19 protein-coding genes are annotated in these 21,651 nt (G+C 69.9%); 13 read left to right on the forward strand and 6 right to left on the reverse strand.

Annotation, left to right across the window (positions count from 1 at the left end; all coding sequences use genetic code 11):
* Positions 1-118 precede the first annotated feature (118 nt).
* From secD to relA, 4 genes are all read left to right on the forward strand, one after another.
* Positions 119-1,885, forward strand: coding sequence for a protein translocase subunit SecD (gene secD / locus ABZ016_RS41860; protein WP_356922064.1), 1,767 nt, complete (start codon positions 119-121; stop codon positions 1,883-1,885).
* 1 nt (position 1,886) lies between these two features.
* Positions 1,887-2,993 (forward strand): protein translocase subunit SecF, encoded by a 1,107-nt coding sequence (secF, locus tag ABZ016_RS41865; RefSeq protein WP_356922040.1) that lies wholly within the window; start codon positions 1,887-1,889, stop codon positions 2,991-2,993.
* Positions 2,990-3,529, forward strand: a complete 540-nt coding sequence (locus ABZ016_RS41870) for an adenine phosphoribosyltransferase (RefSeq protein ID WP_356922041.1) — start codon at positions 2,990-2,992, stop codon at positions 3,527-3,529. Before secF ends, ABZ016_RS41870 begins: the two co-directional genes overlap by 4 nt.
* Before the next feature lie 194 nt (positions 3,530-3,723).
* Entirely contained in the window at positions 3,724-6,243 is a 2,520-nt protein-coding gene (gene relA, locus ABZ016_RS41875) for a GTP pyrophosphokinase (protein ID WP_356922042.1), read from the forward strand.
* 66 nt (positions 6,244-6,309) lie between these two features.
* Here the strand turns inward: relA and ABZ016_RS41880 are convergent, their stop codons facing one another.
* Entirely contained in the window at positions 6,310-7,539 is a 1,230-nt protein-coding gene (locus ABZ016_RS41880; protein ID WP_356922043.1) for a DUF349 domain-containing protein, read from the reverse strand.
* 135 nt (positions 7,540-7,674) lie between these two features.
* Positions 7,675-8,520, reverse strand: coding sequence for a peptidylprolyl isomerase (locus ABZ016_RS41885; protein WP_356922044.1), 846 nt, complete (start codon positions 8,518-8,520; stop codon positions 7,675-7,677).
* 166 nt (positions 8,521-8,686) lie between these two features.
* On the opposite strand from ABZ016_RS41885, the gene ABZ016_RS41890 reads away from it, so the two are divergent.
* Positions 8,687-9,394 carry an MBL fold metallo-hydrolase gene (locus ABZ016_RS41890; RefSeq protein WP_356922045.1) on the forward strand — a complete coding sequence of 236 codons (708 nt, stop codon included), beginning with the start codon at positions 8,687-8,689 and terminating at the stop codon, positions 9,392-9,394.
* Positions 9,395-9,405: 11 nt separating this feature from the next.
* Positions 9,406-10,668: a histidine--tRNA ligase gene (gene hisS, locus ABZ016_RS41895; protein WP_356922046.1), complete on the forward strand. Its 1,263-nt coding sequence runs from the start codon at positions 9,406-9,408 to the stop codon at positions 10,666-10,668.
* 65 nt (positions 10,669-10,733) lie between these two features.
* Here the strand turns inward: hisS and ABZ016_RS41900 are convergent, their stop codons facing one another.
* From ABZ016_RS41900 to ABZ016_RS41915, 4 genes are read right to left on the reverse strand one after another with little or no spacing between them, the layout of a single operon-like run.
* Positions 10,734-11,360, reverse strand: coding sequence for a response regulator transcription factor (locus ABZ016_RS41900; protein ID WP_356922047.1), 627 nt, complete (start codon positions 11,358-11,360; stop codon positions 10,734-10,736).
* The gene (locus ABZ016_RS41905) at positions 11,357-12,544 is read right to left on the reverse strand and encodes a sensor histidine kinase (protein ID WP_356922048.1); all 1,188 of its coding nucleotides are present in this window, start codon (positions 12,542-12,544) and stop codon (positions 11,357-11,359) included. The genes ABZ016_RS41900 and ABZ016_RS41905 overlap by 4 nt, the downstream gene beginning before the upstream one ends.
* Positions 12,541-13,386, reverse strand: a complete 846-nt coding sequence (locus ABZ016_RS41910) for an ABC transporter permease (protein ID WP_356922049.1) — start codon at positions 13,384-13,386, stop codon at positions 12,541-12,543. The genes ABZ016_RS41905 and ABZ016_RS41910 overlap by 4 nt, the downstream gene beginning before the upstream one ends.
* Entirely contained in the window at positions 13,383-14,255 is an 873-nt protein-coding gene (locus tag ABZ016_RS41915) for an ABC transporter ATP-binding protein (protein ID WP_356922050.1), read from the reverse strand. The genes ABZ016_RS41910 and ABZ016_RS41915 overlap by 4 nt, the downstream gene beginning before the upstream one ends.
* Before the next feature lie 143 nt (positions 14,256-14,398).
* Between ABZ016_RS41915 and ABZ016_RS41920 the strand changes: the two genes are divergently transcribed.
* From ABZ016_RS41920 to ruvX, 7 genes are all read left to right on the forward strand, one after another.
* Positions 14,399-15,055: a vitamin K epoxide reductase family protein gene (locus ABZ016_RS41920; protein WP_356922051.1), complete on the forward strand. Its 657-nt coding sequence runs from the start codon at positions 14,399-14,401 to the stop codon at positions 15,053-15,055.
* Positions 15,056-15,112: 57 nt separating this feature from the next.
* Entirely contained in the window at positions 15,113-16,465 is a 1,353-nt protein-coding gene (locus tag ABZ016_RS41925) for a replication-associated recombination protein A (protein ID WP_356922052.1), read from the forward strand.
* A 305-nt stretch (positions 16,466-16,770) separates the two neighbouring features.
* Positions 16,771-17,385, forward strand: a complete 615-nt coding sequence (gene rpsD, locus ABZ016_RS41930; protein WP_003988971.1) for a 30S ribosomal protein S4 — start codon at positions 16,771-16,773, stop codon at positions 17,383-17,385.
* A 189-nt stretch (positions 17,386-17,574) separates the two neighbouring features.
* Positions 17,575-18,015, forward strand: a complete 441-nt coding sequence (locus ABZ016_RS41935; protein WP_356922053.1) for a DUF948 domain-containing protein — start codon at positions 17,575-17,577, stop codon at positions 18,013-18,015.
* A gap of 9 nt (positions 18,016-18,024) precedes the next feature.
* Positions 18,025-18,378, forward strand: a complete 354-nt coding sequence (locus ABZ016_RS41940) for a hypothetical protein (RefSeq protein WP_356922054.1) — start codon at positions 18,025-18,027, stop codon at positions 18,376-18,378.
* Entirely contained in the window at positions 18,378-21,050 is a 2,673-nt protein-coding gene (gene alaS, locus ABZ016_RS41945) for an alanine--tRNA ligase (RefSeq protein ID WP_356922055.1), read from the forward strand. Before ABZ016_RS41940 ends, alaS begins: the two co-directional genes overlap by 1 nt.
* Before the next feature lie 16 nt (positions 21,051-21,066).
* A complete protein-coding gene (gene ruvX, locus ABZ016_RS41950; protein WP_356922056.1) occupies positions 21,067-21,531 on the forward strand; it encodes a Holliday junction resolvase RuvX in 465 nt (154 codons plus the stop codon).
* Positions 21,532-21,651: the final 120 nt, after the last annotated feature.

Consider the following 21,651-nt stretch of genomic DNA (forward strand, 5'->3'; position numbering starts at 1 on the left):
GCGCGGGCGGTGCCCGCGCACCCCGGACCACGCCCAGCTCGCACGGAGTCCCGACACCATGTCATGGCCGCCCGTCCGCCGATCCGGAGCGAGGCGGCCCGAGAGGGAGTACGAGAAGGTGGCCACACCTAAAAAGGGCAGGAACGCGAGCGCCCAGAGCAAGCCGTGGCGCTCGCTGGCCCTGATCCTGATCGCCATCGCGGCGCTCACCGGTGGGATGTTCGCCTCGGGACACACGAAACCGCGTCTCGGCATCGACCTCGCCGGCGGTACGAGCATCACGCTCCGTGCGGTTCCCGAGGCCGGCAACGAGTCGGCGATCAACAAGACCAACATGGACACCGCCGTCTCCATCATGGAGCGCCGTGTCAACGGTCTGGGCGTTTCCGAGTCCGAGGTGCAGACCCAGGGTCGCGACAACATCGTCGTCAACATCCCCAAGGGCACGAACTCCGAGCAGGCCCGTAAGCAGGTAGGCACCACCGCCAAGCTCTACTTCCGCCCGGTCCTCGCCACCGAGGTCTCCGGCGGCAAGGGCAAGACCAGCCCGTCCCCGAGCCCCACCGGCAGCCCTTCGGGCAAGCCGTCGGGCAAGGCCACCGACAAGCCCGAGGCCACCGACAAGGACTCGGCGTCCCCGTCCGCGAGCCCGACCACGCAGGGCCGCGCCGTCACGGACGCGCTGAAGGCCGACGCGACGCCGTCCGCCGGCGCCTCGGACAAGGCGAAGGCCAGCCCCTCTCCGTCCGCCTCCGGTGGCACCGCCGAAGAAGACGCGAAGAAGCTCCAGGCGCAGTACGCCGCACTCGACTGCACCAACGAGAAGACCCGCGGCAAGGTCGGCGACGGCTCGAAGGCTTCCGAGCCGACCCTGGCCTGCGGCAAGAACTCGCAGGGCCAGTGGCAGAAGTACGTTCTCGGCCCCGCCGAGGTCGACGGCACCGACGTCGACAAGGCGCAGGCCAGCCTGAACACCCAGAGCGGTGCGGGCTGGACGGTCCAGATGGACTTCACGGACGGGGGAGCCAAGAAGTTCGCCGACATCACCGGCAAGCTGGCGCAGAACCAGTCCCCGCAGAACCAGTTCGCGATCGTCCTGGACGGTGACGTCGTCTCCGACCCGTTCGTCCGCCAGGCTCTGACCGGCGGCAACGCGGAGATCTCCGGCAACTTCAACCAGCAGTCCGCGCAGGAACTCGCGAACATGCTGAAGTACGGTGCGCTGCCACTGACCTTCAAGGTGGACAGCATGACGACCGTGACCGCCGCGCTGGGCGGTGACCAACTGCAGGCCGGGCTGATCGCCGGTGCGATCGGTCTCGCGCTGGTCGTCGTCTACCTGCTGGCCTACTACCGCGGCCTGGCGTTCATCGCCATCCTCTCGCTGCTGGTCTCCGCCGCCCTCACCTACACGCTCATGGCCCTGCTCGGCCCGACCATCGGTTTCGCGCTGAACCTGCCGGCGGTGTGCGGCGCCATCGTCGCGATCGGCATCACAGCGGACTCGTTCATCGTGTACTTCGAACGCGTCCGCGACGAGATCCGGGAGGGCCGCACCCTGCGCCCCGCCGTCGAGCGGGCCTGGCCGCGCGCCCGGCGCACCATCCTGGTCTCCGACTTCGTGTCGTTCCTCGCCGCCGCGGTGCTGTTCCTCGTCACCGTCGGCAAGGTCCAGGGCTTCGCGTTCACGCTCGGCCTGACCACCCTGCTCGACGTGGTCGTCGTGTTCCTCTTCACCAAGCCGCTGCTGACGCTGATGGCCCGCCGCCGGTTCTTCGCGAACGGCCACAAGTGGTCCGGCCTCGACCCGAAGAGCCTGGGTGCGCAGCCGCCGCTGCGCCGCACCCGCCGTCCCTCCGCCCCCGTCGAGACGAAGGAGGCGTGAGATGTCGAAGCTCGGCAACATCGGCGCCCGGTTGCACCGCGGCGAAATCGGCTACGACTTCGTCAAGAACCGCAAGATCTGGTACGGCCTGTCGATCCTGATCACCATCACGGCCATCGTCGGCCTGACGGTCCGCGGCCTGAACATGGGCATCGAGTTCCAGGGCGGTGCCGTCTTCAACACCCCGAAGAACACCAGCGCCTCGGTGTCCCAGGCGGAGGAGTACGCGGAGACGGCCTCCGGCCACGACGCGATCGTCCAGAAGCTCGGCGACGGCAGCATGCGCATCCAGGTCGCCGGCATCGACACCGACGCGGCGAACAAGATCAAGAACACGCTCGCCGACGACCTCAAGATCGACTCGGAGCAGATCAACGCGGAGCTGGTCGGCCCCAGCTGGGGTGAGCAGATCGCCAACAAGGCCTGGCAGGGCCTCGGGATCTTCCTGATCCTCGTGGTGATCTACCTGGCGATCGCCTTCGAGTGGCGCATGGCGCTCGCCGCGTTCGTCGCGCTGATCCACGACATCACCATCACGGTCGGCATCTACGCCCTCGTCGGCTTCGAGGTCACACCGGGCACGGTGATCGGTCTGCTGACCATCCTCGGCTACTCGCTCTACGACACGGTCGTGGTCTTCGACAGCCTCAAGGAACAGACCAAGGACATCACCAAGCAGACCCGCTGGACCTACAGCGACGTCGCCAACCGCTCGATCAACAGCACCCTCGTCCGCTCCATCAACACCACGGTGGTCGCACTGCTGCCGGTCGGCGGCCTGCTGTTCATCGGTGGCGGCGTGCTCGGCGCCGGCATGCTGAACGACATCTCGCTGTCGCTGTTCGTCGGCCTCGCCGCCGGTGCGTACTCCTCGATCTTCATCGCCACGCCGCTCGTCGCCGACCTCAAGGAGCGCGAGCCGCAGATGAAGGCCCTGAAGAAGCGCGTCCTGGCCAAGCGGGCCCAGAAGGGCGAAACGCAGACGGGAGCGGCCGAGGAGCTGTACGCCGAGGAGCCCGCGGACGCCGCACCCGCGGTCGTCGGCCCTCGCAACCAGCCCGCGTCCCGCAGCCGCGGCCGCGGCCGTCCCTCGGGGAAGCGCCGATGACCGAGATCAGGGACCTGCTGCTCAGCCGCATCAGGGACGTGGCGGACTACCCGGAGCCGGGCGTGATGTTCAAGGACATCACCCCGCTCCTGGCGGACCCGGCGGCGTTCACCGCGCTCACCGACGCCCTCGCCGAGATCGCCGAGCGCAGCGGTGCCACCAAGGTCGTCGGCCTGGAGGCCCGCGGCTTCATCCTCGGCGCCCCGGTCGCCGTCCGCGCCGGTCTCGGCTTCGTCCCCGTGCGCAAGGCGGGCAAGCTCCCCGGAGCCACCCTCGCCCAGGCCTACGACCTGGAGTACGGCTCGGCGGAGATCGAGATCCACGCCGAGGACCTGACCGGAGAGGACCGCGTCCTGATCGTCGACGACGTCCTCGCCACCGGCGGCACCGCCGAGGCCTCGGTCCAGCTCATCCGCCGGGCCGGCGCCGAGGTCGCGGGCCTCGCCGTCCTCATGGAACTCGGTTTCCTGAACGGCCGCACCCGCCTGGAACCGGCGCTCGGCGGAGCCCCGCTGGAGGCACTGCTCACGGTCTAGAAGGCCCACGGCAGCCCGGTGGACACCGGCACGACCCCGCGGAGGCGGGCCCGGAGGAATCCGGTGCCCGCCTCTCGCGTTTCCCGGGTAGACGGGCCTCACATTGGCCTGAAGGCGATCCCGGAGCTCAGGATCGCTACCATGGGGTCTCCGGAGCCTGACCGGGGGACCCGGAACGCGCACGAGGAGCCCTCTTGCCAGACGAGGCCCAGCACCTGACCGCCGCCAAGCCCGAGTCCGCCTCGGCAGCCGCGGCCAAGCCCGCGCCGAACGCGCCGCACGCGAAGAACGACACCCGCGGGCCGGTCGAGCACGCCCAGTCGGCGCCGGTCGACAAGCCCGCCGAGCAGTCGCGCCCCAAGCCCGTCCCGCCCGCCGTGCGCCAGACCACCGGTCAGCCCGCCCGCACCGGCTCCTCCAACCGTGTCCGCGCCCGCCTCGCCCGTCTCGGCGTCCAGCGCGCGAACCCCTACAACCCGGTGCTGGAGCCGCTGCTGCGCATAGTGCGCAGCAACGACCCGAAGATCGAGACGGCGACGCTCCGCCAGATCGAGCGCGCCTACCAGGTCGCCGAGCGCTGGCACCGCGGCCAGAAGCGCAAGAGCGGCGACCCGTACATCACGCACCCCCTCGCCGTGACGACGATCCTCGCCGAGCTCGGTATGGATCCGGCCACGCTGATGGCCGGACTGCTGCACGACACGGTCGAGGACACCGAGTACGGCTTGGACGACCTGCGCCGCGACTTCGGCGACGTCGTCACCCTGCTCGTCGACGGCGTCACCAAGCTCGACAAGGTCAAGTTCGGTGAGGCCGCCCAGGCCGAGACCGTGCGCAAGATGGTCGTCGCCATGGCCAAGGACCCGCGCGTCCTGGTCATCAAGCTCGCCGACCGCCTGCACAACATGCGCACCATGCGCTACCTCAAGCGTGAGAAGCAGGAGAAGAAGGCGCGCGAGACCCTGGAGATCTACGCGCCGCTCGCCCACCGCCTGGGCATGAACACCATCAAGTGGGAGCTGGAGGACCTCGCCTTCGCGATCCTCTACCCCAAGATGTACGACGAGATCGTCCGGCTGGTGGCCGAGCGGGCACCGAAGCGTGACGAGTACCTGGCCATCGTCACCGACGAGGTCCAGCAGGATCTGCGGGCGGCCCGCATCAAGGCGACCGTCACCGGCCGCCCCAAGCACTACTACAGCGTCTACCAGAAGATGATCGTCCGCGGCCGGGACTTCGCGGAGATCTACGACCTGGTGGGCATCCGCGTCCTCGTGGACACCGTCCGCGACTGCTACGCGGCCCTCGGCACCGTGCACGCGCGATGGAACCCGGTCCCCGGCCGGTTCAAGGACTACATCGCGATGCCCAAGTTCAACATGTACCAGTCGCTGCACACGACGGTCATCGGCCCCGGCGGCAAGCCCGTCGAGCTGCAGATCCGCACCTTCGACATGCACCGCCGCGCCGAGTACGGCATCGCCGCGCACTGGAAGTACAAGCAGGAGGCCGTCGCCGGCGCCTCCAAGGTGCGTACCGACGCGCCCAAGTCGTCCGGCAAGAGCAAGGACGACCACCTCAACGACATGGCCTGGCTGCGCCAGCTGCTGGACTGGCAGAAGGAGACGGAGGACCCCGGGGAGTTCCTGGAGTCGCTGCGCTTCGACCTGTCGCGCAACGAGGTCTTCGTCTTCACCCCGAAGGGCGACGTCATAGCGCTGCCGGCCGGAGCCACCCCCGTCGACTTCGCGTACGCCGTGCACACCGAGGTCGGCCACCGCACCATCGGCGCCCGGGTCAACGGCCGGCTGGTCCCGCTCGAATCGACCCTCGACAACGGCGACCTGGTCGAGGTCTTCACCTCCAAGGCACCCGGCGCCGGCCCCTCCCGCGACTGGCTCGGCTTCGTCAAGTCGCCCCGTGCCCGCAACAAGATCCGGGCCTGGTTCTCCAAGGAACGCCGCGACGAGGCGATCGAGCAGGGCAAGGACGCCATCGTCCGCGCGATGCGCAAGCAGAACCTGCCGATCCAGCGCATCCTGACCGGCGACTCCCTGGTCACCCTCGCGCACGAGATGCGCTACGCCGACATCTCCGCGCTGTACGCGGCGATCGGCGAGGGCCATGTCTCCGCGCAGAACATCGTGCAGAAGCTGGTCCAGGCCCTCGGCGGCGAGGAGGCCGCCACCGAGGAGATCGACGAGTCGGTCCCGCCGGCCCGCGGCCGCAGCCGCAAGCGCCGCTCCAGCGCCGACCCGGGCGTCGTCGTCAAGGGTGTCGAGGACGTGTGGGTCAAGCTGGCCCGCTGCTGCACCCCCGTCCCGGGCGACCCCATCATCGGCTTCGTCACCCGCGGCAGCGGCGTATCGGTTCACCGCCATGACTGCGTGAACGTGGAGTCACTGTCCCGCGAGCCCGAGCGCATCCTGGAAGTCGAGTGGGCTCCCACCCAGTCCTCGGTCTTCCTGGTCGCCATCCAGGTCGAGGCCCTGGACCGCTCCCGGCTGCTCTCCGACGTCACCCGCGTGCTGTCCGACCAGCACGTCAACATCCTGTCCGCGGCCGTCCAGACCTCCCGCGACCGCGTCGCCACCTCCCGGTTCACCTTCGAGATGGGCGACCCGAAGCACCTCGGGCACGTGCTGAAGGCGGTCCGGGGCGTGGAGGGCGTCTACGACGTGTACCGGGTGACATCCGCGCGCAACAGGACCTGACCAGCCACACCGACCACGCGAAAGAGGGCCCCCGTCCGGTACGGAGGCCCTCTTTCGGTGAACAGGTCAGCCTCCGAACTCCTGGAGACCCTTCAGCGCCTGGTCGAGCAGCGCCTGGCGGCCCTCGAGCTCACGCTCGAGCTTGTCGGCCCTGGCGCTGTTGCCCTGCGCCCGGGCCTGCTCGATCTGACCCCTCAGCTTGTCCACGGCGGCCTGGAGCTGACCGGTCAGGCCCTCGGCACGCGCGCGTGCCTCCGGGTTCGTCCGGCGCCACTCGGCCTCCTCGGCCTCCTGGATGGCCCGCTCGACGGCGTGCATACGGCCCTCGACCTTCGGCCGGGCGTCGCGCGGCACGTGGCCGATGGCCTCCCAGCGCTCGTTCACGTTGCGGAAGGCGGCCCGGGCCGCCTTCAGGTCCGTGATCGGCAGAAGCTTCTCGGCCTCCTCGGCCAGCTCCTCCTTGAGCTTCAGGTTCTCCGACTGCTCGGCGTCCCGCTCGGCGAAGACCGAGCTGCGGGCCGCGAAGAAGACGTCCTGGGCGCCGCGGAAGCGGTTCCACAGGTCGTCCTCGTGCTCGCGCTGCGCCCGGCCGGCGGCCTTCCACTCGGCCATCAGCTCGCGGTAGCGCGCGGCCGTCGCACCCCACTCTGTGGAGTTCGACAGCGCCTCGGCCTCGGAGACCAGCCGCTCCTTGGTCCGCCGCGCCTCCTCGCGCTGCGCGTCCAGCTGCGCGAAGTGCTGCTTGCGCCGCTTGGAGAACGCCGACCGGGCGTGCGAGAACCGGTGCCACAGCTCGTCGTCGGACTTGCGGTCCAGCCGCGGCAGGCCCTTCCAGGTGTCCACCAGGGCCCGCAGCCGCTCACCGGCCGCGCGCCACTGGTCGGACTGCGACAGCTCCTCCGCCTCGGCGACCAGCGTCTCCTTGGCCTTGCGCGCCTCGTCGGACTGCCTCGCCCGCTGCGCCTTGCGCTCCTCACGGCGCGCTTCCACCTGCTCGACGAGCTTGTCCAACCGGACCCGCAGGGCATCCAGGTCACCCACCACGTGGTGCGCGTCGACCTGCTCCCGGATGTGGTCGATCGCGGCCTGGGCGTCCTTCGCCGACAGGTCGGTGGTCTTCACTCGCTTCTCGAGGAGGCCGATCTCGACAACCAGGCCCTCGTACTTGCGCTCGAAATAGGCCAGCGCCTCCTCAGGGGAGCCTGCCTGCCAGGAACCGACGACCTGCTCGCCGTCGGCCGTACGCACGTACACGGTCCCCGTCTCGTCGACGCGGCCCCACGGGTCGCTGCTCACAGCGCCTCCTCCACATGATGCCTGCGAGGGGCCTCAGCGCCCCCGGGCATCGTCCACAGTTTCGTCACGGCCAACATAGGCGACCGGCGGGGGGCGTGTCCGCATCCCGCGCGACCGAAATTTCGCAGTTGGGGCTCAGGATTCGCTGATCGTGGCCTTGTTGATCACGACCGTCGCGTTGGGTGCCGTGTTACCCGTCTGGGGGTCGGGGGCCGCCGCTCCGGCGTCGGCGATCTTCTTCAGGACCTTCATGCCCGCCTCGGACACGGTACCGAACGGTGTGTAGTCGGGCGGCAGCTGGCTGTCCTGGTAGACCAGGAAGAACTGGCTGCCACCGCTGTTCCGGCCCTTCTTCGTCTGCGGGCTGTACTGGTTCGCCATCGCGACCGTGCCCGCCGGGTACACCCCGCCCTTGAGGCTCTTGTCCTTCAGGTTCTCGTCGGGGATCGTGTAGCCCGGTCCGCCCATGCCGGTGCCCTGCGGGTCACCGCACTGGAGGACGTAGATGCCCTGGCTGGTGAGCCGGTGGCACTTGCTGTGGTCGAAGTAGCCCTTCCCGGCGAGGAAGTTGAACGAGTTGACGGTGTGCGGTGCCGCCGACGCCTTCAGGTCGATGTCTATCTCGCCGCAGGTCGTGTCCATCTTCATCGTGTACTTCGCCGACTTGTCGATGGTCATCGCCGGTTCCTTCTTCCAGGTCTCCGACTTGACCTTGCCCGCGGCGGGCTTCTCGCACGGGTCCGGGGCCTTGCTGGGCGAGGCGCTCGGGGTGACCTCCGCGTTCGCGTTCTCCTTCTTGCCGTCGTCCTCGAACGGCTTGGTCAGGAAGACCGTCACCGAGAGCACCACGACCACGCCGAGGACCGAGGCGATCACGGAGTTGCGGATGCGGGCCTTGCGTCGCGTCTCAGTGCGTCGCTGCTGCTGCCGCAAGTACTTCTCACGGGCGAGCTGACGCCGCCGCTGTTCCTGGCTGACCACCGGGTTCTCTCCTCATGCGTCTTGGACGTCGACCGGTACGCGTGGGTCCTGTGCGCCGACCGCCGCGTGTGCCCCGTACCGTATATGGGTTCGCTGAGGAATCGGCAGCGCCGGTAGGCTCTGTGGACAGCCGCAGCCGCCCGTATCGACACAACGAAGGACGATCGTGCTCATTGCCGGGTTCCCCGCCGGGGCCTGGGGGACGAACTGCTACCTCGTCGCCCCCGCCGCCGGTGAGGAGTGCGTGATCATCGACCCCGGCCATCAGGCCGCCGACGGCGTCGAGGAAGCGATCAGAAAGCATCGGCTCAAGCCCGTCGCCGTCGTCCTCACGCACGGCCACATCGACCATGTGGCCTCCGTCGTCCCGGTGTGCGGCGCGCACGACGTGCCGGCCTGGATCCACCCCGACGACCGGTACATGATGAGCGACCCCGAGAAGGGGATCGGCCGTTCCATCGGGATGCCGCTCCTCGGCGAGCTGACCGTGGGGGAGCCGGACGACGTCAAGGAACTGGCCGACGGAGCGAAGCTGGAGCTGGCCGGTCTGGAGCTGGCCGTGGCCCACGCCCCGGGCCATACCAAGGGGTCGGTGACCTTCGGCATGCCCGAGGCGGCGGACATCCCGCCGATCCTGTTCTCGGGCGACCTGCTGTTCGCCGGCTCCATCGGACGCACCGATCTGCCCGGCGGTGACATGGCCGAGATGCTCGACTCGCTGGCCCGCGTGTGCCTGCCGCTCGACGACTCGACCGTGGTGCTGTCCGGCCACGGCTCCCAGACGACCATCGGCCAGGAGCGCGCCACCAACCCGTATCTGCGGCAGGTGGCCGCCGGCCAGGGAGCTGCCGACGCTCCCCGACGAGGAATGTGACGAGACCTTCCGTGAGCACCTTCAAGGCCCCCAAGGGCACGTACGACCTGATCCCGCCGGACAGCGCGAAGTACCTCGCCGTCCGCGAGGCCATCGCCGCGCCGCTGCGCAACTCCGGCTACGGCTACATCGAGACGCCCGGGTTCGAGAGCGTCGAGCTCTTCGCGCGCGGCGTCGGTGAGTCGACGGACATCGTGACCAAGGAGATGTACGCCTTCGAGACCAAGGGCGGCGACAGGCTGGCCCTGCGCCCCGAAGGCACGGCCTCCGTCCTGCGGGCCGCACTGGAGGCCAACCTGCACAAGGCGGGCAACCTTCCGGTCAAGCTCTGGTACTCCGGCTCGTACTACCGCTACGAGCGTCCCCAGAAGGGCCGCTACCGCCACTTCTCCCAGGTCGGGGCCGAGGCGATCGGCGCGGAGGACCCGGCGCTCGATGCCGAGCTGCTCATCCTGGCCGACCAGGCGTACCGCTCGCTGGGCCTGAGCAACTTCCGGATCCTGCTCAACAGCCTGGGCGACCAGGAGTGCCGCCCGGTGTACCGGGCGGCACTGCAGGACTTCCTCCGCGGGCTGGACCTGGACGAGGACACCCTGCGCCGGGCGGAGATCAACCCCCTGCGGGTCCTGGACGACAAGCGCGAGTCGGTCCAGAAGCAGCTGGGGGACGCCCCGCTGCTGCGCGACTACCTCTGCGACGCGTGCAAGGCGTACCACGAGGAGGTGCGCGAACTGATCACGGCGGCGGGGGTGGCCTTCGAGGACGACCCGAAGCTGGTCCGCGGCCTGGACTACTACACCCGCACCACCTTCGAGTTCGTCCACGACGGACTCGGCTCGCAGTCCGCGGTGGGCGGCGGTGGCCGCTACGACGGCCTGTCCGAGATGATCGGCGGCCCCGCGCTGCCGTCCGTCGGCTGGGCCCTCGGCGTCGACCGCACGGTCCTCGCCCTGGAGGCGGAGGGCGTCGAGCTCGAACTCCCCGCCACCACCAGCGTGTTCGCCGTCCCGCTCGGCGAGGAGGCCCGCCGGGTCCTGTTCGCCAAGGTCACGGAGCTGCGCAAGAACGGCATCGCGGCGGACTTCTCCTACGGGGGCAAGGGCCTCAAGGGCGCGATGAAGAACGCCAACCGCAGCGGCGCCCGCTACACGGTCGTCGCCGGCGAACGCGACCTCGCCGAGGGCGTCGTCCAGCTCAAGGACATGGAATCGGGCGAGCAGACGGCGGTGGGCGTGAACGAGATCGTGGCCGAGCTGGAGGCACGGCTCGGCTGAGCCGCGAGCGAAGGCGCCGGGCCTCCCGGCGCCTTTCCTCACTGCTCCAGCTTCCGGCGCCTTCCTCACTGCTCCAGCAGCCCGAACCGCATCGCGCTCGTGACGGCCGCCGTTCGGTCGTCCACGTCCAGCTTGCCGAAGACGCGCAGCAGGTACGTCTTCACCGTCGACTCGCCGATGAACAAACGGCGGCCGATCTCCGCGTTCGTGCAGCCCTCGGCGACCAGGCGCAGCACGGCCGTCTCCCGCTCCGACAGCCGTGGCCGCTCCGGCTTCGTCCGCAGCCGGTCGACCAGCCGGGCCGCCACGGACGGCGCCAGCACCGTCTCGCCGCGTGCCGCCGCTCGCACGGCCTCCGCGAGTTCCGCACGCGGCAGGTCCTTCAGCAGATAGCCCGCGGCCCCGGCCTCCACGGCCCGCAGGATGTCCCGGTCCGTCTCGTACGTCGTCAGCACCACCACCCGGCACTCCAGCCCCGCTCGCGTCATCCGCACGATCGAGTCCACACCCCCGCCGCCCGGCATCCGCAGATCCATCAGCACGATGTCGGGCCGCAGCTCCGCCGCCAGGGCCTCGGCCTGCGGCCCGCTGGACGCGTCCGCGACGACCTCGAGGTCGGACTCGGCACTGAGCATCGCCCGCAGCCCCTCCCGTACGACGGGATGGTCGTCGGCCAGGATGATGCGGATCACGGCGTCCCCCTCCTCACCAGCGGCAGTCGGACGGTCACGACCGTGCCGTCCCCCGGTGCGCTGCGCACCTCGGCGGTTCCGCCCACCTCGACGGCCCGGGCCCGCAGCCCCGCCAGACCGTATCCGCCCCGGACGGCGGCCGGGTCGAACCCGGGCCCGTCGTCCCGTACGGACACGGTGAGCACGTCGTCGGCGTACCTCAGCGTCACTCCGACCACCGCCGAACTCCCCGCGTGCTTCCGGGCGTTGGCCAGGGCCTCCTGGCAGGCGCGCAGGGCGACCACCTCGGGGCCCGCGGGCAGGACACGCACCGGGCCGGTGACCGCCAGGGTCGCGTCGTGGCGCGCGGCAAGCCGGTCCAGGGCGTCCGGCAGCGATGCGCCGTCCAGGTCGGCGGGCGCGCCCCCGGCGACGAGGGCCCGGGCCTCGGCGAGGTTCTGCCGGGCCGTCGCGTCCATCAGCCGTAAGTGCCGCCGCGCCTCGGCCACGTCCTGGTCCAGCTCCGCCTCGACCGCCTGGATCAGCATCACCAGACTGGTGAACCCCTGCGCGAGCGTGTCGTGGATCTCCCGGGCCAGCCGCTCCCGCTCGGCCAGCGCCCCGTGCGCCTCCGACAGCCTGCCGACCTCGTGCCGGCTCGCGTCCAGCTCCGCGATCAGCTCGGCCCGCTCCTGGCTCTGCTCGATGATCCGGATCGTCCAGATGCCGATCGCCACCGAGAACACCAGAGTCACCAGGCAGAAAAGCACGTTGAAGACCACGTCCCGGGTGGCGGGACGCCACAGCAGTGCCCAGCCCACCACGGGCACCACGTTGATCACCGCCACGGCCACCAGCGACGACCGTAGCCGCAGCGTCATGAAGCACTGCGGGATCAGCGCGAAGGTCAGCACCCGCGTCTCACCGGCGAGCACGGCCGACGGCAGGAACAGTGCCAGCGCCGCCGCCAGATAGCCGATCGCCCGCCTCTGGTCGGGCGGGTCGCCCCGGATCAGACGCCGCCCGGCCACCACGTACAGCGGGACGAGCGGGACGAGCAGCGCCGCCGCGACCGCGCGAAGCGGCCAGCCGGACTGCTCCGTGGCGAGCACGTAGGCCACCGTGGCGACCCAGATCAGCACGAAGTACGTGTCCCAGAGCCGGAACGAGCGCTCCCAGTGGTATGCGCTCACGGCATCGCTCATCCGGTGCGCCGGTCCTTCCAGCGGAACGTCAGCAGGCACAGCACCAATCCTCCGGCGCACCACGCGGCGAGCACCAGAGCCACGCGTCCCAACTCCCAGCTCCCCGCCTGCTCCAGCACCTGCGCCGACTCCGGCAGGAACACCCCCCGCAGCCCCTGGCACATCCACTTCAGCGGGAACAGCGCCCCGACCGTCAGCATCCAGTCCGGAATGGTGCCGATGGCGATGTACACGCCGGAGATGAACTGCAGTACCAGGAAGGGCAGGACGACCACGGAACTCGCGCTGTTCGCGGAGTTCGGCACCGAGCTGATGGCGATACCGAGCAGCGCGCACGCGGTGATCCCGAGCACGAAGATCCACGCCAGGTCGAACCAGCGGCCCGCGTCGGACGGCAGGTCGACGTCGTACAGGGTCGTGCCGACGAGCAGCAGGACCAGCGTCTCCAGCAGGCCGGTGAACAGAACCAGCCAGATCTTGCCGAGGAAGTACGCCGTCGGCGGCATCGGCGTGCCGCGCAGCCGGCGCAGCACCTTCTCCTCCCGCTCGACCGCGATGGAGATGCCGAGCGCCTGGAAACTCGTCGACATGATGCCGGCGGCCATCATCGCCGGGACGTACAGCTGCGAGGCGGTGATGCCCGCGCCCTCCACGTCGTCCCGGAAGATCGACGCGAACAGGAACAGGAACACGACCGGGAAGGCGAAGGTGAACACCACCTGGTCGCGCTGGCGGAAGAACTGCCTGATCTCCAGGGCGCCCCGCCGCAGACCGAGCCCCCAGGCACCGGGCAGCCGCCCCGTGCCGACCGCACCGCGGTCCCGTACGGCCGTCGTCGTCATGGCGTGTCCTCCCGCTGCTGTCCGGTCAGCCGGAGGTAGACGTCCTCCAGCGTGGGCCGGCTCACCGCCAGACCCGGGATCTCGCCGCCGAAGCGGCGCATGAGCTCGGCGACCGTGCGCGTCGGCGCCCCGGTCCGCACCACGCGCGCGGCGCCGTCCGGCTCCGTCCACTCGACGAGCGCCTCACCGCCGTACCGCTCCCGCAACGCCTGCGGCTCGCCCTCGGCGACGATCCGGCCCTTCGCGACGACGGCCAGCCGGTGCGCGAGAGCCTGCGCCTCCTCCAGGTAGTGCGTGGTCAGCAGGATGGTCGTGCCCTCGTCGGCCAGGGCGCGGATCAGCGACCAGAACTGCCGCCGGGCCGCCGGATCGAACCCGGTCGTCGGCTCGTCCAGGAGCAGCAGGTCAGGACCGCCGATCACACCCAGCGCCACGTCCAGGCGCCGGCGCTGGCCGCCCGACAGCGCCTTGATCCGGCTGTCCGCCTTCCCCTCCAGGCCGACCAGGCCGATGACCTCCTCCGGGTTCCGCGGCCGGGGGTAGTAGCGGGCGAAGTGCCGCACCGTCTCCCGGACCGTCAACTCCGCAGGTGCCGATTCGTCCTGCCAGACGATTCCGACCCGTGAACGCCACGCGCGCGTGCCGGACGCCGGATCCGACCCGAGCACGGACACCTCGCCGGCGTCCCGGCTCCGGTTGCCCTGGAGGATCTCCACCGTGGTGCTCTTGCCCGCGCCGTTGGGCCCGAGCAGCCCGAACACCTCGCCCCGCCGGATGCCCAGGTCGATGCCGTCGACGGCGGTCACGTCGCCGTAGCGCTTGCGCAGCCCCCGCACGTTCACCGCGAGGTCGTACCCCTGTGCTGTCATGCGAACGAGCGTCGGCCGGAACCGAACCCTCGGGGACGACCGGGAGGACATGCTTATGTCCACTGAACGGTGGACAGACGTCCCCGTGCGGCACAATGGCCCTGACCGAAGCAGTCCGGCTCTCGAGTGACGGAATCGGCGGGATGAGCAAGACGACAGTGAAGGACGTCTCCACGGAGCCCGAACCGGAGAGCGCCGAGATCGCGCCCCGTCGCGAGGGCGGCAGCCGGGCCTTCGCCCTGCTCCTGGTGATCACCGGTGCGGCCGGGCTGCTCGCGGCCTGGGTCATCACGATCGACAAGTTCAAGATCCTCGAGGCCAAGGTCGAGGGCAAGACGTTCACGCCCGGCTGCAGCCTCAACCCGGTCGTCTCCTGTGGCAGCGTCATGGAGAGCAAGCAGGCCGCCGTCTTCGGTTTCCCGAACCCGATGCTCGGCCTGGTCTGCTACGGCATCGTCATCGGCGTCGGCATGGCCCTGCTCGCCCGCGCCCGCTTCCCGCGCTGGTACTGGCTCACCTTCAACGCCGGCTGCCTCTTCGGCGTCGTCTTCTGCGCCTGGCTGATGTTCCAGTCCCTGTACCGGATCAACGCGCTGTGCCTGTGGTGCTCCCTCGCCTGGGTCGCGACGATCCTGATGTTCTGGTACGTGACGTCGTTCAACATCCGCAAGGGCTTCCTGCCCGCCCCGAACTGGCTCAAGAGCTTCTTCGGCGAGTTCACCTGGGTCATGCCCGTGCTGCACATCGGCATCATCGGCATGCTGGTCCTGACCCGCTGGTGGGACTTCTGGACCAGCTGACCGGGGCGTTTTCGGGCCCCGGCCGGATTGTCGGTGCCGTGATTTAGGGTTTCTGACGTGGAGCCCGACCTGTTCACCGCCGCAGCCGAAGAACGCCAGGAGAAGGAGCCGTCCAGCAGCCCCCTGGCGGTGCGGATGCGCCCGCGCACCCTCGACGAGGTCGTGGGCCAGCAGCACCTGCTGAAGCCGGGCTCACCGCTGCGCAGACTGGTGGGGGAGGCCTCCGGCCCGGCCGGCCCCTCCTCGGTGCTCCTCTGGGGCCCGCCCGGCACCGGCAAGACCACCCTGGCCTACGTCGTCTCCAGGGCCACCGACGCCCGCTTCGTGGAGCTGTCCGCGATCACCGCGGGCGTCAAGGAGGTCCGCGCGGTCATCGACGGCGCCCGCCGTGCCTCCGGCGGGTACGGCAAGGAGACCGTCCTCTTCCTCGACGAGATCCACCGCTTCAGCAAGGCCCAGCAGGACTCCCTGCTCCCGGCCGTCGAGAACCGCTGGGTGACACTGATCGCGGCGACGACGGAGAACCCCTACTTCTCGGTGATCTCGCCCCTGCTCTCCCGCTCCCTGCTGCTCACCCTCGAACCGCTCACGGACGACGACATCAGGGGCCTCATCCGCCGCGCCCTCACCGACGAGCGCGGACTCAGGGACGCCGTCGCCCTCCCCGAGGAGACCGAGAGCCACCTCCTGCGCATCGCCGGCGGTGACGCCCGCCGCGCCCTGACCGCCCTGGAGGCCGCCGCCGGAGCCGCCCTGGACAAGGGCGAGACGGAGATCGGCCTGACCACCCTGGAGGAGACGGTCGACCGGGCCGCCGTGAAGTACGACCGCGACGGCGACCAGCACTACGACGTGGCCAGCGCCCTGATCAAGTCCATCCGCGGCTCCGACGTCGACGCCGCCCTGCACTACCTGGCCCGGATGATCGAGGCCGGCGAGGACCCCCGGTTCATCGCCCGGCGCCTGATGATCTCCGCCAGCGAGGACATCGGGCTGGCGGACCCGACCGCCCTGCAGACGGCGGTCGCCGCCGCCCAGGCCGTCGCCATGATCGGCTTCCCCGAGGCCGCCCTCACCCTCAGCCACGCCACGATCGCCCTCGCCCTGGCGCCGAAGTCCAACGCCGCGACCACCGCGATCGGCGCAGCCCTGGAGGACGTCCGCAAGGGCCTCGCCGGCCCGGTGCCCGCCCACCTGCGCGACAGCCACTACAAGGGCGCGACCAAACTCGGCCACGGCCAGGGCTACGTCTACCCGCACGACCTGGCCGAGGGCATCGCGGCCCAGCAGTACGCCCCGGACGCGCTCAAGAACCGCGAGTACTACGAGCCCACCCGGCACGGCGCGGAGGCCCGCTACGCGGACGCCGTCGAGTGGACCCGGAAGAACCTCGGTCGAAAGCGGTCCTGAGCACCCTGTAAACTCGTCGGGAGTGCCGCGTCCCGTGCAGTCAGAACGGGACATCCGGCCGGAGCCCCGACCCTCCGGGATCGGCTCCAGGAGCGTCGCGCACCGTCGAACGGTGTCGCGGGCAGCCCACCACCACCCGTCGCCTGACGGGACCGGCCGGTGGGCCACTCGCGTGCTGCACGTATGTGCCCAGACCAGGGGAGCGGCTGCCCACCCCGCCCGTGAGGGCGAGGCGGGATTCCCCGGCTGCGGATGCGACCTCCCTCAACCCTGACAAGCCGGAAACCAGGAAAGAGAAAAAGACAGTGGCGAACCAGTCCCGCCCCAAGGTCAAGAAGTCGCGTGCCCTCGGCATCGCGCTGACCCCGAAGGCCGTCAAGTACTTCGAGGCCCGCCCCTACCCGCCGGGTGAGCACGGCCGCGGCCGCAAGCAGAACTCGGACTACAAGGTCCGTCTGCTCGAGAAGCAGCGCCTGCGCGCGCAGTACGACGTGTCCGAGCGCCAGCTCGTCCGCGCCTACGAGCGTGCCAGCAAGGTCCAGGGCAAGACCGGTGAGGCCCTGATCATCGAGCTGGAGCGTCGCCTCGACGCCCTGGTCCTGCGTTCGGGCATCGCCCGCACGATCTACCAGGCCCGTCAGATGGTCGTCCACGGCCACATCGCGGTCAACGGCAAGAAGGTCGACAAGCCCTCCTTCCGTGTCCGTCCGGACGACGTCGTGCAGGTCCGCGACCGCTCCAAGGAGAAGACGCTCTTCACGATCGCCCGTGAGGGTGGCTTCGCCCCCGACGGCGAGACCCCGCGCTACCTCCAGGTGAACCTCAAGGCCCTGGCGTTCCGCCTGGACCGCGAGCCGAACCGCAAGGAGATCCCGGTGATCTGCGACGAGCAGCTCGTCGTCGAGTACTACGCCCGCTGATCCTCGGCAGGCACGCGGTACAACAGCCCGCCGTCTCCCCGTCCCTCCCGGGCGGGCGAGGCGGCGGGCTTTCGCGAATCCGCCGTCGCCGGGCGGCAATCCGGTACGGAGCCGCACCCCCGGCGCGATAGGCTCGTGGCACGACTTTCTCGTATTCAGGCAGATGTTCAGGCACGTTTCAGGGAGCGGGTGCACACAGTGTCCGGTGGAGAGGTGGCCGGAATCCTGGTGGCCGTCTTCTGGGCGATTCTGGTCTCCTTCCTCGCCGTCGCGCTGGCGAGGCTGGCCCAGACGCTCAGGGCGACCACCAAGCTCGTGGCGGACGTGACCGACCAGGCCGTCCCACTGCTGGCCGACGCCTCCTCGGCGGTGCGTTCCGCGCAGACCCAGATCGACCGGGTCGACGCGATCGCCTCCGACGTCCAGGAGGTCACGTCGAACGCCTCCGCGCTGTCGACCACCGTCGCCTCCACCTTCGGCGGCCCCCTGGTCAAGGTCGCCGCCTTCGGCTACGGCGTGCGCCGCGCACTCGGCGGCCGCAAGGAGGACGCGCCCGACAAGGCGTCCAGGCGTACCGTGATCGTGGGCCGAACGGTCTCTCGGCGCAGCGCCCGAGGGAAGAGGGACTGAGAGACAGCGATGTTCCGCCGTACCTTCTGGTTCACCACGGGCGTCGCCGCCGGTGTGTGGGCCACCACCAAGGTCAACCGCAAGCTGAAGCAACTCACGCCCGAGAGCCTCGCCAGAACCGCGGGGAACAAGGCGATCGAGGCCGGCCACCGCATCAAGGACCGCGCGGTGGGCTTCGCGCTCGACGTCCGGGACAACATGGCCGTGCGGGAGGCCGAGCTGGGCGACGCCCTCGGGATCAACGAGAATCCCGAACTCCCCGGGCCCCGGCGGTACGCCGCCATCGAGAACCGCAACAACCCGAAGTACGTCGACGGCTCGACGTACCAGACGTACCCGTACAACCGGAATGAGGACCACTGATGGAGTCGGCTGAGATTCGCCGCCGCTGGTTGAGCTTCTTCGAGGAGCGCGGTCACACCGTCGTCCCTTCGGCGTCGCTCATCGCGGACGACCCGACTCTGCTCCTCGTCCCGGCCGGCATGGTGCCCTTCAAGCCCTACTTCCTGGGTGAGGTCAAGCCGCCCTTCGCGCGCGCCACCAGCGTGCAGAAGTGCGTGCGCACGCCCGACATCGAAGAGGTCGGCAAAACCACGCGGCACGGCACGTTCTTCCAGATGTGCGGCAACTTCTCCTTCGGCGACTACTTCAAGGAAGGCGCCATCAAGCACGCCTGGGAGCTGCTCACCAGCACCCAGGACAAGGGCGGTTACGGCCTCGACCCCGAGCGCCTGTGGATCACCGTCTACAAGGACGACGACGAGGCCGAGCGCATCTGGCACGAGGTCGTCGGCGTGCCGAAGGAGCGCATCCAGCGCCTCGGCATGAAGGACAACTACTGGTCCATGGGCGTCCCCGGCCCCTGCGGCCCCTGTTCCGAGATCAACTACGACCGCGGCCCCGAGTTCGGCGTCGAGGGCGGCCCCGCCGTCAACGACGAGCGGTACGTGGAGATCTGGAACCTCGTCTTCATGCAGTACGAGCGGGGCGAGGGCATCGGCAAGGACAACTTCGAGATCCTCGGCGAACTGCCCAGCAAGAACATCGACACCGGCCTCGGCCTCGAGCGCCTCGCCATGATTCTGCAGGGCGTGCAGAACATGTACGAGATCGACACCTCGATGGCCGTCATCAACAAGGCCACCGAGCTGACCGGCGTGGCCTACGGCGACGCCCACGACTCGGACGTCTCCCTGCGCGTGGTCACCGACCACATGCGCACCTCCGTGATGCTCATCGGCGACGGCGTCACCCCGGGCAACGAGGGCCGCGGCTATGTGCTGCGCCGCATCATGCGCCGCGCCATCCGCAACATGCGCCTGCTCGGCGCCACCGGTCCGGTCGTCAAGGACCTGATCGACACCGTGATCGGCATGATGGGCCAGCAGTACCCCGAGCTCATCACCGACCGCGAGCGCATCGAGAAGGTCGCCCTCGCCGAGGAGAACGCCTTCCTCAAGACGCTGAAGGCCGGCACCAACATCCTCGACACGGCCGTCACCGACACCAAGGCCGCCGGCTCCACCGTCCTGCCCGGCGACAAGGCCTTCCTGCTCCACGACACCTGGGGCTTCCCGATCGACCTCACCCTGGAGATGGCCGCCGAGCAGGGCCTCTCCGTGGACGAGGACGGCTTCCGCCGCCTGATGAAGGAGCAGCGGGAGCGCGCCAAGGCCGACGCCCAGGCCAAGAAGACCGGGCACGCCGGGGCCGGCGCCTACCGCGAGATCGCCGACCAGGCCGGTGCCACCGACTTCCTCGGTTACACCGACACCGAGAGCGAGTCCACGATCGTCGGCATCCTCGTCGACGGCGCCTCCTCCCCGGCCGCCACTGAGGGCGACGAGGTCGAGATCGTCCTCGACCGCACCCCGTTCTACGCCGAGGGCGGCGGCCAGATCGGCGACACGGGCAAGATCAAGGTCGACACCGGTGCCGTGATCGAGATCCGCGACTGCCAGAAGCCGGTGCCGGGTGTCTACGTCCACAAGGGCGTCGTCCAGGTCGGCGAGGTCACCGTCGGCGCCAAGGCGCACGCCGCCATCGACGGCCGCCGCCGCACGGCCATCGCCCGCGCCCACTCGGCCACGCACCTGACCCACCAGGCCCTGCGCGACGCCCTCGGCCCGACGGCCGCCCAGGCCGGTTCCGAGAACCAGCCCGGCCGCTTCCGCTTCGACTTCGGCTCCCCGTCCGCCGTCCCGACGGCCGTGATGACCGACGTCGAGCAGAAGATCAACGAGGTGCTCGCCCGCGACCTGGACGTCCAGGCCGAGGTCATGGGCATCGACGAGGCCAAGAAGCAGGGCGCCATCGCCGAGTTCGGCGAGAAGTACGGCGAGCGCGTCCGGGTCGTGACCATCGGCGACTTCTCCAAGGAGCTGTGCGGCGGCACGCACGTGCACAACACCGCCCAGCTGGGCCTGGTGAAGCTGCTCGGCGAATCCTCCATCGGCTCGGGTGTCCGCCGTATCGAGGCCCTGGTCGGCGTGGACGCCTACAACTTCCTCGCCCGGGAGCACACGGTCGTCGCCCAGCTCCAGGAGCTGATCAAGGGCCGCCCGGAGGAGCTCCCGGAGAAGGTCTCCGCCATGCTCGGCAAGCTGAAGGACGCCGAGAAGGAGATCGAGAAGTTCCGCGCCGAGAAGGTCCTCCAGGCCGCCGCCGGTCTCGCCGAGTCCGCCAAGGACGTCAACGGCGTTGCTGTCGTGACAGGTCAGGTCCCGGACGGCACGGCCGCCGACGACCTGCGCAAGCTCGTACTCGACGTGCGTGGACGCATCCAGGGCGGACGGGCCGCCGTGGTGGCCCTGTTCGCTGTGGCGAACGGCAAGCCGCTGACGGTCATCGCCACCAACGAGGCCGCCCGCGAGCGGGGCCTGAAGGCCGGCGACCTGGTCCGTACGGCCGCCAAGACCCTCGGCGGCGGCGGTGGCGGCAAGCCGGACGTCGCCCAGGGCGGCGGCCAGAACCCGGCCGCCGTGGGTGACGCCGTCGACGCCGTCGAGCGCCTGGTCGCCGAGACGGCCAAGTAAGGATCGGGTCAAGATAATGCGCAGAGGACGTCGACTCGCGATCGACGTCGGGGATGCCCGGATCGGGGTCGCCTCGTGCGACCCCGACGGGATCCTCGCCACTCCGGTGGAGACGGTCCCCGGGCGTGACATCCCTGCAGCTCAGCGGCGGTTGAAGAGCCTGGTCGAGGAGTACGAGCCGATCGAGGTCGTGGTGGGTCTCCCGCGCTCCCTCAAGGGGGGTGAGGGGCCTGCCGCGGTCAAGGTCCGTACATTCACCCAGGAACTGGCCCGCATGATCTCCCCGGTTCCGGTGAGACTCGTGGACGAGCGCATGACGACGGTGACGGCCAGTCAGGGACTGCGCGCCTCGGGCGTGAAGTCCAAGAAGGGCCGGTCCGTCATCGACCAGGCAGCAGCCGTGGTCATCCTGCAACAGGCGCTTGAATCCGAACGGGTGTCAGGTAAAGCACCCGGCGAAGGCGTCGAAGTGGTCATCTGATCGCGATACGGTAACGTTCCGCGCGATGCGGCGGCCTTCGAACAGCCGCCGCACAGCAAGAGGCGAAACGGAAGCCGGGCCGGAAGCCGCGCGACCGCCGCCTCGCGGCTCTAGGGGATC

This window comes from Streptomyces sp. NPDC006372, assembly GCF_040612515.1.
Lineage (GTDB): Bacteria > Actinomycetota > Actinomycetes > Streptomycetales > Streptomycetaceae > Streptomyces.